The sequence below is a fragment of the Acutalibacter sp. 1XD8-36 genome (genome assembly GCF_009917525.1).
Taxonomy (GTDB): Bacteria; Bacillota; Clostridia; order Oscillospirales; family Acutalibacteraceae; genus Acutalibacter.
In genome coordinates this window covers 537335-550835 of record NZ_QZDU01000002.1, presented here as the reverse complement: position 1 = coordinate 550835, position 13501 = coordinate 537335, and the positions used below count along the sequence as shown (strand labels likewise).

Annotated in this window: 16 protein-coding genes; 6 read left to right on the top strand and 10 right to left on the bottom strand. The window is 56.4% G+C overall.

Going from position 1 to position 13501, the window contains the following annotated elements; all coding sequences use genetic code 11:
* Positions 1-7: 7 nt before the first annotated feature.
* From trxA to D5270_RS06290, 5 genes are read right to left on the bottom strand one after another with little or no spacing between them, the layout of a single operon-like run.
* Positions 8-316 (bottom strand): thioredoxin, encoded by a 309-nt coding sequence (trxA, locus tag D5270_RS06310; protein WP_166543269.1) that lies wholly within the window; start codon positions 314-316, stop codon positions 8-10.
* A gap of 55 nt (positions 317-371) precedes the next feature.
* On the bottom strand, positions 372-1091 hold the full coding sequence (locus D5270_RS06305; protein WP_166543268.1) for an HAD family hydrolase: 720 nt from the start codon (positions 1089-1091) through the stop codon (positions 372-374).
* Positions 1091-1459 (bottom strand): DUF1667 domain-containing protein, encoded by a 369-nt coding sequence (locus tag D5270_RS06300; RefSeq protein ID WP_166543267.1) that lies wholly within the window; start codon positions 1457-1459, stop codon positions 1091-1093. The genes D5270_RS06305 and D5270_RS06300 overlap by 1 nt, the downstream gene beginning before the upstream one ends.
* 2 nt (positions 1460-1461) lie before the next feature.
* Positions 1462-2727 carry an NAD(P)/FAD-dependent oxidoreductase gene (locus D5270_RS06295; RefSeq protein ID WP_166543266.1) on the bottom strand — a complete coding sequence of 422 codons (1266 nt, stop codon included), beginning with the start codon at positions 2725-2727 and terminating at the stop codon, positions 1462-1464.
* Positions 2717-4162: an NAD(P)/FAD-dependent oxidoreductase gene (locus D5270_RS06290; protein WP_442858595.1), complete on the bottom strand. Its 1446-nt coding sequence runs from the start codon at positions 4160-4162 to the stop codon at positions 2717-2719. Before D5270_RS06290 ends, D5270_RS06295 begins: the two co-directional genes overlap by 11 nt.
* Before the next feature lie 155 nt (positions 4163-4317).
* Here D5270_RS06290 and xylB point away from each other — a divergent pair, with 155 nt between their 5' ends.
* The 6 genes from xylB (at position 4318) to D5270_RS06260 (ending at position 8286) form a co-directional block, all read left to right on the top strand.
* The gene (gene xylB, locus D5270_RS06285) at positions 4318-5847 is read left to right on the top strand and encodes a xylulokinase (RefSeq protein WP_166543264.1); all 1530 of its coding nucleotides are present in this window, start codon (positions 4318-4320) and stop codon (positions 5845-5847) included.
* Positions 5848-5860: 13 nt separating this feature from the next.
* Positions 5861-6736 (top strand): DegV family protein, encoded by an 876-nt coding sequence (locus D5270_RS06280; protein WP_166543263.1) that lies wholly within the window; start codon positions 5861-5863, stop codon positions 6734-6736.
* A gap of 4 nt (positions 6737-6740) precedes the next feature.
* Positions 6741-7394: a YczE/YyaS/YitT family protein gene (locus D5270_RS06275; RefSeq protein ID WP_166543262.1), complete on the top strand. Its 654-nt coding sequence runs from the start codon at positions 6741-6743 to the stop codon at positions 7392-7394.
* 259 nt (positions 7395-7653) lie between these two features.
* Positions 7654-7857 carry a hypothetical protein gene (locus tag D5270_RS06270; RefSeq protein WP_166543261.1) on the top strand — a complete coding sequence of 68 codons (204 nt, stop codon included), beginning with the start codon at positions 7654-7656 and terminating at the stop codon, positions 7855-7857.
* A gap of 27 nt (positions 7858-7884) precedes the next feature.
* Positions 7885-8076 carry a hypothetical protein gene (locus D5270_RS06265; RefSeq protein WP_166543260.1) on the top strand — a complete coding sequence of 64 codons (192 nt, stop codon included), beginning with the start codon at positions 7885-7887 and terminating at the stop codon, positions 8074-8076.
* A 12-nt stretch (positions 8077-8088) separates the two neighbouring features.
* The gene (locus D5270_RS06260) at positions 8089-8286 is read left to right on the top strand and encodes a hypothetical protein (RefSeq protein ID WP_166543259.1); all 198 of its coding nucleotides are present in this window, start codon (positions 8089-8091) and stop codon (positions 8284-8286) included.
* A gap of 128 nt (positions 8287-8414) precedes the next feature.
* On the opposite strand, the gene D5270_RS06255 is transcribed toward D5270_RS06260, so the two are convergent.
* From D5270_RS06255 to D5270_RS06235, 5 genes are all read right to left on the bottom strand, one after another.
* On the bottom strand, positions 8415-10112 hold the full coding sequence (locus D5270_RS06255) for a phospho-sugar mutase (protein WP_166543258.1): 1698 nt from the start codon (positions 10110-10112) through the stop codon (positions 8415-8417).
* Between the two features lie 153 nt (positions 10113-10265).
* Positions 10266-10994, bottom strand: a complete 729-nt coding sequence (ymfI, locus tag D5270_RS06250) for an elongation factor P 5-aminopentanone reductase (RefSeq protein ID WP_166543257.1) — start codon at positions 10992-10994, stop codon at positions 10266-10268.
* The gene (locus D5270_RS06245) at positions 10991-11719 is read right to left on the bottom strand and encodes a 16S rRNA (uracil(1498)-N(3))-methyltransferase (protein WP_166543256.1); all 729 of its coding nucleotides are present in this window, start codon (positions 11717-11719) and stop codon (positions 10991-10993) included. Before D5270_RS06245 ends, ymfI begins: the two co-directional genes overlap by 4 nt.
* A gap of 4 nt (positions 11720-11723) precedes the next feature.
* Positions 11724-12386, bottom strand: coding sequence for an orotate phosphoribosyltransferase (gene pyrE / locus D5270_RS06240; RefSeq protein WP_166543255.1), 663 nt, complete (start codon positions 12384-12386; stop codon positions 11724-11726).
* Between the two features lie 331 nt (positions 12387-12717).
* Positions 12718-13500: a class I SAM-dependent methyltransferase gene (locus tag D5270_RS06235; protein WP_166543254.1), complete on the bottom strand. Its 783-nt coding sequence runs from the start codon at positions 13498-13500 to the stop codon at positions 12718-12720.
* Position 13501: the final 1 nt, after the last annotated feature.

Here is a 13501-nt window from a genome sequence, read left to right as displayed (position 1 = left end):
CCACGGCTCAAATAAGCTCCTCCAAAGCAGACTTGGACTGCAGGCCCACCAATGTGGCGGCTATCTCACCGCCCCTAAACAGTATGGCTGTGGGAATACTCATAACGCCGTACTGTCCCGCGAGCTCGGGCTGCTCGTCCACGTTTACCTTGCCTACTTTGACCTTGCCCTCGTTCTCCTCTGCAAACTCGTCAACAATGGGGGAGAACATCCGGCAGGGGCCGCACCAATCCGCCCAGAAATCCACCAGAACGGGGATGTCGGACTTCAGAGCCTCTGTCTCGAAATTTTCCTTTGTAAGTGTTAGAACTGCCATTTTAGTTACCTCCTAAGTGTGTTTAATAAGTATATTATTTAAGCGCGGCCCGGGTTTATTCCAGTCCGGCAAATTTCATGAATCCGGCAAAGCTGCCGTGGGGTATGGAGCTGAAGTCGTCATTACCGGCATTCTCCAGGCAGTCGGTGATAAGGTAGGCGCTAAGCCCGGCTTCTATGGCTGCAAAGGCGTCCTCCCTTACGTCGTTGCCTATCATCAGGCACTCTGAAGGGGCCTTGCCGACCCAATTTAGCAGCTGGGTATAGTACATGGGGCTGGGCTTGCAGTAGGAGCAGTTTTCATAGCTGGTAACACAGGCGAAATCCTCCGGGGCAAGACCCAGCCAGCCGAGCCGTGTCGCCACGCCCACGGCAGGAAACAATGGGTTCGTCGCCAGTATCACTGTGTACCCGGCGGCTTTAGCCCCCTCGACCGCCTTCCTGGCAAGGGGATTCTCCCTGGTGGCTGTTTTAGCTCCGTTGAACTCCCCGGCATAGAACTTATCGAATACCGGGCGCAGCTCCAGTATTTTATCACCAAGCTCCCCGGCGAATACCTCCCAGAAGCGCTGCTCATTGGGCCGGGAGCCGTCGTTTTGTATCATGGCCTTGGTGCCCCTCCAGACTGCCGCCACAAGAGCCTTTGGCTCGTAGCCATAGGGAGCGGCCTTAGCCGCCAGGAGCTTAAAATAGGCGTCAGTAAAGCTTTTAAGCTCCATAGGCAGCAGGGTGCCGTCCAGGTCAAAGAGGAGGGTGGTTATAGCTTTATCAAGCACTATACCGCCTCCCTTTCAGTTGTGGCTATCAGGTCCACGCCTGTACCGGCTATGTTGGGTATCACCACATCGCCTATGTGTACGGGAGCCGCTACAGAGGCTGAGCGTATCGAGGCCATCACGTCAAATATCTTCCCCTTGGGTATATCCTCGCTGGTGCGCACGGATACCACAGGGGAGCCGCCTCCAGTCAGCCGGACCGTAGAGGTCACAGTGCGGGTGGGGGCTGTGACCTCCTTTCTGCCGTACTCCTCGCCTCTCCTGCAGGTGTTGCCGGTGACGGAGAGCACACGGCCTTCATCATCCGTTTCCACGCTCAAAGGGCAGCCCAGTGGACAGCTTATACAGGTAAGCTCAACAAAGGCCATGACTATTCCTCCTCCCGGGCTTCCAGCGTAAGGGATTCCTCACTGCCGGTAAGCCAGTCTCTCTTAATTATCAGCTGTTCCATCTCTCCTGGGGCCATCACCGGGCGCTTTTTCCGAAGGAGCTCTTTATCCCCGGCCTTAAGGGTGACAACAGCCCTTCTCATGTTCCGGCCCACCCTGAAGCGGACCACGGCCTCGCTGTCCATCCTTGCAGGGTCCACCGTGCAGGGCACCGTGTAGCGCACGGCTCCCGCCGGGACAAGGGGTATCCCCTCACCGCCTGAGGCCCGCCTGCCCAGTACGTACCCTGCGGCATTCCTGCCGGCCTGGGCCGCTTCCTGAGACACATAGTCCACCAGGTCATGGACATGGAGCACGTTCCCGCAGGCGAAGACCCCGGGTATATTTGTCTCCAGGCTCTCGTTGACTATGGGCCCGCCGGTCACAGGGGCCAGCTCTACCCCAACGGCGCGGGACAGTTCGTTTTCAGGCAGGAGCCCCACAGAGAGCAGCAGGGTGTCACATTCAAACTCCTCTTCTGTGTCGGGGATGGGCTTCAGGTCCTGCCCTACTTTGGCAATAGTTACGCCGGAGACCCGCTCCTTGCCCCGGATATCGACCACCGTATGGCTGAGCTTCAGGGGAATGCCGTAGTCATCCAGACACTGGACAATGTTGCGCTTGAGCCCGCCGGAGTAGGGCTGCAGCTCCGCCACACAGAGAACCTTTGCCCCCTCCAAGGTCATGCGCCTTGCCATTATAAGCCCGATATCCCCGCTGCCCAGGATAACCACCCGTCTGCCGGGCATATAGCCCTCCAGGTTTACAAGCCTCTGGGCCGTACCCGCTGAGAATATACCCGCGGGCCTGGTGCCGGGGATGTTCAGGGCCCCTCTGGGACGCTCCCGGCAGCCCATTGCCAGTATAACGGCCTTGGCGCGGGTCTGCAGGAGGCCGTCCTGGCGGCTGACGGAGGTGACGGTCACCCCGCCGCCCTCCCGCTGCAGGTCAACGACTGTAGTGCTCAGCAGGCAGGGTATTTTTAGCTCTCTGGCTTTTTCAATATATCTGGCGGCGTATTCGGGGCCGGTCAGCTCCTCCTTAAAGGTGTGCAGGCCGAAGCCGTTGTGTATACACTGGTTGAGTATTCCCCCCAGCTCCTTTTCCCTCTCCAGTATGAGGACGTCATCAGCCCCGGCCTCTTTAGCCGCTATTGCCGCGGCTAACCCGGCGGGGCCCCCGCCGATTATGACAATGTCATGCTCCATCCGGGCTCACCTCCTTCCGGGTTTTGTCCAGTACGATTTGGGAGTCCTTGCCGGATTTGCGTATTTCTGTAAGGTCAAGGGACAGCTCCCTAGAGAGTATCTCCATGACCCTGGGGGAGCAGAAGCCCGCCTGACAGCGGCCCATACCCGCCCTGGTGCGGCGCTTTACGCCGTCCAAGGTCTTTGCCCCCAGCACGCCCTTTACAGCGTCCAGTATCTCCCCCTCGGAGACTTCCTCACAGCGGCAGATTATATTGCCGTACCGGGGATCCTTCTCAATGAGCGCCGCCCGTTCAGCTATGGGCATTTCCGCAACCTTTGGTACGCCCCTTCTTATAGGCTCAAAGCTCCTGTTAGGCTTAAGCCCCAGTTTTTCTGCTATAAGCTTTGCTATATGCTCCCCGATAGCAGGGGCGCTGGTGAGGCCTGGCGACTCTATCCCTGCCGCGTCGAAGAAGCCTTCAACAGACTCGCCCAGGATGAAATCGTCCTTATCCTCATGGGCCCGCAGGCCCATAAAGGAGGTTATCACCTGGCGCATGGGCACGTTTTTCACCGCCCAGCCGGACTTCTCAGCAACTTCTTTAAGGCCGCCGGCGGTAGTGGCGGCGGTCTCGGGGTCGTCCACGTCCATGGCGGTGGGGCCCACAAGCAGGTTGCCGTGGACGGTAGGGCTCACAAGCACACCCTTGCCAAGCTTCCCCGGAAGCTGGAATACCGTATGGGAGACATGTCCCCCTGCGGTTTTGTCCAGCAGGCAGTATTCTCCTTTGCGGGGGGTGATGTGCAGCTTATCCTCACACACCATATTATGCAGTTCCCCGGCATACACCCCTGCGGCGTTCACCACCGTTTTAGCCAGGATATCCCCGCTTCTGGTTTCAACGGCCCAGAGCTCGCCATCCCACCTAAGGCCGGATACCTTGGTATCAAAGCGGAACTCCACGCCATTTATGGCGGCGCTCTCCCCCAGGCCCAGGGTCAGCTCGAAGGGGCAGACAACGCCCGAGCTCTTGGCTAATAGGGCCCCGCAGACCTCGCCGGTAAGGTTGGGCTCTATGGCCCTTGCCTCGTCTCCTGAGAGCAGTGAGAGCCCGGGTACTCCGTTCACTATCCCGCGGTCATAGAGCTCCCGGAGCTTTGGCAGCTCCTCCTCCCTAAGGCAGACCACTAAGGCGCCTATGCGCTTAAAGGGTATGTCAAGCTCCTTTGAGAGCCTGTCCATCATCAGGTTGCCCCGGACGTTCATCTCAGCCTTCAGGGTCCCGGGCTCGGCATCAAAGCCTGCGTGGATTATGGCGGAGTTGGCCTTGCTGGTGCCCTCACACACGTCCGGAGCCCGTTCCGCCACAAGGAAGCGGCCCTCGTGCCGGGAGAGCTCCCTTGCCACAGCACAGCCGGTGACCCCGGCGCCTATGACTACGGCGTCATATATTTTCATGCTCTTTGCTCCTTCCTTAAAGCCTTATATATAAATATACCACAAACATTATTTTTGCGCAAGCCTAAACTGACCCTTGACATCCCGCCAAAAATGATACATTATATTGGTTAGATACATAGTGCAGTAACAGTAAAGGAGATGTAAATATGGAATATATCATAGGCGTGGACCTGGGCACCAGCGGCACAAAGACCGTGCTTTTCGACAGGGAGGGACATATCGCGGCCAGCGCCACAGTTGAGTACCCCCTATATCAGCCGGAAAACGGCTGGGCTGAGCAGGACCCGGAGGACTGGTGGAGGGCGGCGGCCACTACTATCGGACAGGTGATAGCCGAGTCGAAGGTTGACCCCGGGGACATAAAGGGTGTGGGCCTCTCCGGACAGATGCACGGCCTGGTTATGCTGGACAGGGATGGGAGGGTCCTCAGGCGCTCCATAATCTGGTGCGACCAGCGAAGCGGCAGGCAGTGTGAGGAGATAACCGGGCGCGTTGGAAGGGAGAGGCTTATAGAGATAACAGCTAACCCGGCCCTTACCGGCTTTACCGCCGCAAAGCTGCTCTGGGTGAGGGAGAACGAGCCGGAAATCTACAGCCGGTGCGCCCATATCTTACTTCCTAAGGACTATGTGCGCTATATGCTCACCGGGGTCTTTGCCACGGAGGTCTCCGACGCCTCGGGTATGCAGCTTTTAGATGTGCCGAAGCGCTGCTGGAGCGAGGAGGTCCTAACAAAGCTTGACATAGACCCGGCGCTTCTCGCTAAAGTCTACGAGTCCCCGGAGGTCACCGGGGAGGTAACCGCAGAGGCGGCTAAGTTCACGGGTTTACGCCCGGGCACCCCTGTGGTGGGCGGCGCCGGAGACAATTCTGCTGCTGCTGTAGGCACAGGAGTGGTGCGGGACGGCAAGGCCTTCACGACCCTGGGGACCTCCGGGGTGGTCTTCGCCCATACGGACAAAATATCCATCGACCCCAAAGGGCGCGTACACACATTCTGCTGTGCAGTGCCCGGAGCCTGGCACGTTATGGGCGTGACCCAGGGGGCAGGGCTCTCTTTAAAGTGGTTTAGGGACAACTTCTGCTATTCGGAGATAGTATCTGCCCAGGGGCTTTCCATTGACCCCTACGTGCTTTTAGACAGGCAGGCGGAGCTCTCCCCGGTGGGCTGCAACAAGCTTTTCTACCTGCCATACCTTATGGGTGAGCGCACTCCTCACCTGGACCCGGACTGCCGTGGGGTGTTCTTCGGACTCTCAGCCATGCATGTGCGCAGCGACCTGCTGCGGGCCGTAATGGAGGGCGTGGCCTTCTCCCAGCGGGACAGCCTGGAGGTACTGAGGGAAATGGGGGTTGCCACAAGCCGGATGCTGGCCTGCGGAGGCGGCGGGACATCCCCATTCTGGCGGCAGATGCTCTCGGATGTGTACAACTGCCCGGTGCAGACGGTGAAATCCAAGGAGGGGCCTGCCCTTGGCGCGGCTATCCTTGCCGGCGTTGGCGCAGGCCTATATCCGTCGGTGCAGGAGGCCTGTGATATGCTCATAGATGTAAACCCGCCCCAGGAGCCCATAGCCGGGAACGTGGAGAAATATGAGAAGTTCTATAGGATATACACCGGGCTGTATCCGGCGCTGAAGGAGAACTATAAGCAGCTGGCAGAGCTTGAGCTGTAGGAGGAGGCTATTGATGGCGGATAAGATTATTTTAAGCGCCGACAGCACCTGTGATATGGGTGAGGAGCTGAAGGCCAGGTATAATGTGAGCTACTACCCGTTCCATATTATCCTGGACGAAAAGGACTACCAGGACAACGTGGATATCACCGTCAAGGAGATATTCGCGGCATATTACGACCGCAAAGCCCTGCCCCGCACGGCGGCTATAAATATCGGGGAGTATGTGGACTACTTTAAAGACTGGGTGAACGAGGGGTATGAGGTGATACACCTTAACCTGGGCGGGGCCATATCTAGTGCCCATAAGAACTGTGTTTTAGCCGCCCAGGAGCTCATGGAGTCCGGGGCGCCCGGAAGGGTGTATCCCATAGACAGCTTCAACCTGTCCACAGCCATAGCCCTGCAGGTGATAGACGCAGGGGACATGATAGCAGCCGGGCTGCCCGCCGCAGAGATAGCGGAGAAACTTCAGGCAAATCGGGGGAATGTACACGCCAGTTTTATCCTGGATACCCTGGATTTTATGAGAGCCGGAGGGCGCTGCTCAACAGTGGCGGCGGTGAGCGCAAACCTTCTGAGCCTGAAACCCTGCATAGAGGTAGACAATACCGACGGCAGTATGCACGTGGGGAAAAAGTACAGGGGAAACCTTAAAAAGGTGCTTGTGAGCTATGTGAAGGATAAGCTTGCACAGTACCCGAACATAAAGCGGGACCATATCTTTATTACCTATTCCAGCATAGAGCCGGAGCTTGAGGAGCTGGTGCGGGAGACTATACGCTCCACAATGGACTTTAAGGAGATACACTCTACAAAAGCCAGCTGCACCATCGCCAGCCACTGCGGTCCGGGGACCCTGGGAATACTCTTTGAGACGGAGGGCTGAGCCGATGGATAAATTATTTGAGCGCTTTCGGGGACAGCAGATGGTAAGGCGCACTATAATCATGCTGATAGCCGTTATAATCATGGGCATGGGGGTTGGCTTCTTCATGCACGCCGCGATGGGCTCGGACCCGTTCTCCACCCTGAACCTGGGTGTCAGCTCAAAGCTAAATCTGAGCTTCGGGGTCTGGCAGGCAATATTCAACGCCATACTGCTGATAATGATAGTTTTTGTGGACCGCTCCAAGCTTGGCATAGGCACCATAGGTAATATGCTGCTGGTGGGCTTCTCGGCGGACATTATGAGCGGGCTGCTTGCAAATATCCTGCCCCCCGCCTCTGAGATGGGGATAATCTCCCGGGTACTGCTGACGGTGCTGGGTGTGCTCATGCAGCTTGTGGGCTGCTCTTTCTACGTGACCTGCGACCTGGGCATGGCCCCCTACGACTGCATAAGCTATATTGTACCCGAGCGCACCAAGATACCCTTCCGCTGGTGGCGTATACTGATAGATGTGATATGTGTTGGCACCGGCTTTGCCTGCGGGGCCGCAATAGGTATCGGCACGCTGATGATGGCCTTCGGTACAGGGCCGCTGCTGCCAATATTCAACAAGTATCTGGCGGCGCCGGTGGTGGGCCGGAAGATGGAGAAATGAGCCATGATTTGTGCAGTTTTACCATTGACTTTTCACATATTATGGTGGTATAATATACATGTAAATGAAGGGAGGGCTCAAAAGTGGGCCGAACAGACAGCCAGTTTAAGGCGTTCATCCGGTTTGCCCAGGATGCTGTGAGGGAGCACAGAGATGAGCCCGGCGAGGCCAGGTAGGCCGCGAAACTGGATAGGATAATCGAGAACCTATAGAAAACATTGAAGGACTGGACCTATGACACTCAAAGGAGGTCAAGGATATGCTAGGGTTAGAAGACATTTTAAACATCATTTTTCATGTGATTATAGCTGTAGTACCTTTCATAGGGGGCGGGCTGCTTATACACTTGGCATTTGGCGGGAAGAAGGAGAACAAAAAGAAAAACGAGAAACTTTTTGAGACAACGGCCTTTTTGCACACCCTTGACGCCGCCAGGAATGCCCAACCTCGGAAATTCCGCTAAAACGAGTAATTAAAGGAGGTCGGGAACATGACAGGGCTATTATCATTCATTTTCGGAGCGCTGATACTTACCGCTATTATAGCGGCGGGCGCAGTAGTACTTTGGCTGGTATACGGCCGTAAAAGGAGAGGCGAGGACAAGGCCATAGGCGGCCTTGAGCAGATGGCTCATTTCAAGGCCACCACCTCCGTGGACGGCATGTCCAGGCGCATACGTTGAGAAGAAGCATATATGGACCCCAACACTAATGTGCTCTACAATATCCTGTTCATCGTGGCTGTAGTGGCTGTGGCGCTCGTTTGCTGGTATATATTCTACGGTGTAAAGCGGCGCAGAAAGAAGAGGGTGCTGGACGACAAGCTCATGCTCCAGGGCCGGTTTACCACCGGCAATGCACATCAGTTCAACAGCCTGGACCGTCGGAGATAGATTATGCACCACAAAAAATCATAGGCAGACCATAACGGTCTGCCATACACTTTTTACTGTGTTATTTTCAGGAATATAGTAAACGCCCGCCGAAAAGCGTCTGCTTCTCAGCGGGCGTAAGATTCATTTTAGATACCAAGAAGGGCGGGCACAGCGTCCTTCATCTTCTGTATAACTGCTTCGCTGTCCCCACGGGTGGCACCCTTGCCGGAGAGGTATATCTTAATCTTCGGCTCGGTGCCGGAGGGGCGCACTATCAGCTTGCAGCCGTCCTCCAAACGGTACTCCAGCACGTTGGACTTGGGCAGGTCTATCACGCCCTCATTGTCTCCGTAGGACCGGGACTCCTTATAGTCGCTGCGGCCCGCGACCTTCACACCGGCTATCTCAGCAGGCGGGTCGTTGCGGAGTTTATCCATAATGCCGTTCATGGTCTTCATACCGTCCTCGCCCTCGAAGGCGAAGTTCATCAGGTCGTTTTTATAGTAGCCGTACTTCTCATAAAGGGCGTTCATGGCGTCCACAAGAGTCATACCCTTGCCCTTATAGTAGGCAGCCATCTGACAGATGAGCATACTGCCGTCAACGGCGTCCTTATCCCGCACATAGCCGCCGGAGAGATAGCCGTAGCTTTCCTCGAAGCCCAGCAGGTAGCTGTCGGCATTGCCCTCCTTCTCCTCAAGCTCGGCAATAATGTCACCGATATATTTAAAACCGGTGAGGCAGCGTCTGAGTTCCACGCCGTAATCCCTGGCGATGGGGTCCACCATGTCGGTGCTCACAATGGTGGTGACGGCTACAGGATGGGCGGGAAGCTTGCCCTGCTCCTTCTTCACCCGGGCAATGAAGTCTAAGAGCATGATACCGACCTCGTTGCCGGTCATGAGCACGTACTCGCCATTTTGATTGACAGCGATACCAACACGGTCACAGTCGGGGTCGGTGGCTAAGAGCAGGTCGGGCTGGACCTTTTCGCAGAGCTCCAGGCCCTTCTGCAGCGCCTCGCGTATCTCGGGATTCGGATAGGGGCAGGTGGGGAAGCTGCCGTCAGGCTGCTCCTGCTCAGGGACGACAGTTACGTCTTTTACGCCAATCCTGTCTAAGATGCGCTTGACGCACATTAGGCCGGAGCCGTTGAGAGGCGTATACACCAGCTTCAGGTTGGAGGCGTCCACTGAGAGGTTTTCGGCGTATACGCTGTCGATAAACGCGTCCACGGTCTCTTCGCCGATATACTCAATAAGCCCCTTATCTATGCCCTCCTGGAAATCCATCCTCTTAACGCCGGTGAATATGTCCAGGGAATTTATCTCGTTCATAATGCCGTCGGCCATATCAGCCGTGACCTGGCAGCCGTCGGAGCCGTAGGCCTTATAGCCGTTGTACTTTGCGGGGTTATGGCTGGCAGTAACGCAGATACCCGCGTCGCACTTCAGGTGCCGCACGGCAAAGCTCAGGGCCGGGGTAGGCATAAGCTGTGGGTACAGGTACGCCTTTATGCCGTTGGCGGCAAGCACGGCGGCTGACTGCTGGGCAAAGGCAACTCCCTTTATCCGGCTGTCGTGGGCAATGGCTACGGACTGGGGCTTGCCGCCGGCATGCTCCAGAAGATAGTTTGCCATGCCCTGGGTGGCCTTGCGCACGGTATAGACATTCATACGGTTGGTGCCGGCGCCGATTACGCCTCTAAGCCCGCCGGTGCCGAACTCCAGGTCCCTGTAAAAACGGTCGTTTATCTCCTCGGGCTTATCCTTCACGGACTCCAGCTCGGCGGTGAGGTCCTTGTCGTCAAGGTCCATACCGAGCCATCTCTCAAACTCTGTCATGCTGAATCGTCCCTTTCTCCCCGGCAGGTGCATACAAAGGCTTTTCGCCGGTTATTTACTATAAGATTACCATTTTTTTGGTGAAAAGTCAACAGCGAAGTGTAAACAATATGCCAATATATATACATGTTAGTGTATACAAAAAATATATTCCTACATTACAAACCCGCCGTTTACCCCCAGCACCTGTCCCGTGACAAACTCAGCCCCGGCAAGGTACACCGCCGCCCTGGCTACATCCTCAGGGGAGCCTATGCGCATAAGTGGGGTCTCCTCCCTGAGGGCCTCAATGTCTCCGTCTGAGAGGTGAGAGTTCATAGGCGTGTCTATCACCCCGGGGGCTATGCAGTTGACCCTGATACCGGAGGGGCCCTCCTCCATAGCCAGCGCCTGGGTGAGCCCAATTACAGCGGCCTTTGAAGCCGAGTACGCCGCCTCGCAGGCTGCACCCTGCTGGCCCCACATTGAGCTGATGTTTATTATGCACCCGGATTTATCCCTTATCATAGGCGGCAGAGCTCTCTGGCAGCAGAGGAACATGCTGGTGAGATTTACGTCCATAACCTGCTGCCACTGTGAAAGGGTCATATCCGTGAAAAGCCCCTGCCAGCACATCCCGGCGTTGTTCACCAGCACGGACACCTTACCGAGCGAGCTTTCACACTCTCTGAACAGCCTCTCCACCTGGGCCTCATCAGTGAGGTCCGCCCCAAAAGCCTCTGCTGTGCCGCCCTGTTTGACTATGAGCTTAGCCGTCTCTATAGCAGGCTCACTGTGTGCGTTATAGTGCAGGGCGACCCGGCAGCCGGCATGCCCGAAGGCAAGGGCAATAGCCCTGCCGATGCCCCCGGAGGCCCCGGTCACAAGGACAGTACCGCTCATAGCTCCATGTCCCCTTTCTCGTAGAATATGGCGGCAAGGGCCGCAATGGGAGCAGTCTCCGTGCGAAGTATCCTGGGGCCGAGGCTGGTAATCCTGGCCCCCAGTTTTTCAGCAAGGGCGGCTTCCTCCTCGGAGAACCCGCCCTCTGGCCCTACGAACAGGAACAGTCTGTCCCCGGTATTTTTAAGACACCCGCGCAGACTGTTGGCAGCCCGCTCATAGAGGAACAGCACGTCCCCCTCTGTCCTCGCCCTTTCCAGCGCAGGCCCTAACCCCGCAGGCTCCAGCACCTTGGGTACTATCCCCCGGCCGCTCTGCATGGCGGCTTCAAGCGCTATCTTCTGCAGGCGGGCAAGCTTTTTCTCCTGGGACTTTTGGTCCCATTTTACCACACAGTACCGGCTCTCAACAGGCCAGAGCTCATAGGCCCCCAGCTCCACGGCCTTCTGAACCACTGTCTCCAGCTTGTCACCCTTAGGCAGGCACTGGCAAACGGTTATTTTAACTCGGGGCTCTCCCCGGCTTGTGACAGATTTGCCCACGTCCAAAAGGAGGCTTTCACCAGTATTCTCCCGGACGGTGCAGATATAGTCGGCCCCCCTTCCGTCGCAGAGGGTGACTTCCTCCCCGGGCCTAAGGCGCAGGACCTTGGCCCCGTGACGTCCGGGCTCCCCTGAGAGCAGATATTCTCCTGATGGGGTGTCCTGTATAAAAAACCTTGGCATATATTTATCTCAGTATACAGTAGCGGTCCATATAGCCCTCCATGGCCTTGCAGAGGGCCGGGTCGCCGTTCTCCTTGAGATAGTCGTATACGTCCAGGACGGTGACGATGGGGTGCACCTTGGCGCCGAACTCCTCCTCGACCTCCATGATGGCGGTTTTGCCAGGTGTCTGGCCCACCTCGCAGCGGTCCACGCTGATGAAAATATCCGGCACAGTAATGTCACCGCAGGCCTTCAGTATGGACATGCTCTCCCTAACGGCTGTCCCGGCGGTGATAACGTCCTCGATGATTATAACCCTGTCGCCGTCCTTAGGCTTATAGCCTACGGTGCTGCCTCCCTCGCCGTGGTCTTTTACCTCCTTGCGGTTGAAGAAGTAGGGCTTATCAATACCGTGCTCCCGCCAGAGGGAAGATGCGCAGGCCGCCGCTAAGGGTATCCCCTTATAAGCAGGGCCGAACATGGCGTCGAACTCCCCGCCCACGGTGTCTGCCACCATGGCAGCATAATACTCCCCGAGCCGCGACAGCTGGGCCCCAGTGCGGTACATGCCGGTATTGACAAAGTACTGGGTATTCCTCCCGGACTTTGTGACAAACTCCCCGAAGCGCAATACGTCTGCAGAGAGCATGAACTGGATGAATTCTCTTTTCTTTTCAGTTAGCATTTGAGTTTGGCTCCTTTGCAAAAATATTATAGAAAAATGTCGAACGGCCTGTTATAATAGTATTGCTTACCCTACTATACATGTAAGCAGGGGAGGTGAACGAAATATGTCCACCTGTGACTTTATCCTGAGCATACTGGCGGGAATCATCGCATACTATATCTGCCAGTGGATTGACGCTCACAAAGGGTAAGCGGTTCTAAAAAGAGAAGACCGGGGAAGGCGCCACCTCCCCGGTCTTCGTGTTTCGATGAACGACTATGACCACCTGTGTTTTGGTCATTCAAATTATACCACATGTACAGGGAAAATGCAAGGTCCATTTCGCCGCTTACTCCGGCCTTCTAGCCAGCTCCAGGTCCACAGTATAGTACACTGTCATTATTCCGCCGTGGCGCAGTATCGCGTCATATATCCCGCCGAAAAGCCCCTGGCGGTCATTGGGGTCCAGGGCCATATGGTCGGGGTAGGTGCGTAAAAGGCCCATATAGTCCTCTGCCGTGAAGTCTTTCCTGAACTCGTACAGGTGAAACTCCGTATCTATAAAGTCATACCTCTTTGGGATTGCCAGCAGCCTTTCACCATCTGATTCGGTCAGCGGGCGGTACTCCCCCTTGCCGCCGTGCATATACCGGCGGTAGAGCTCATAGACCTCCCCGGTGAGCTCATGGCGAACCCTGTCCGGCCCAGCGTGGTATGCGAAGCGGGCAAAGGCGCCGCCTGGGCGCAACAGCTCATATACCCGCCTATAGCCGTACTCCTCCGGGAGCCAGTGAAAGGCTGTGGCGGCGTATATAAGCTCGAAGGTATCCCCCGGGCAGTCAAAATCCTGAAGGGTCAGCTCCCGGAGAGTGAGGTTATCATAGAGTGCCAGCCGCTTTTTTGCAAGAGACGCAAGGTTTTTTCCCGGCTCAAGGCCAACTAAATCACAGCCAGTATCAAGTATAGGCCCGGAGGCCTTCCCGGTGCCAAGCCCTATCTCCAAGACCCGGCTGCTCTTGCCCAAGGCATGATAGGAAAAAATATCCCTATAGAGCTCCGGAGGGTACTCCGGACGGGCCGAGTCGTAGTCCCTGGCCTCCCTGTCAAAATTTTGCTCAAATTCCGCTGCCATT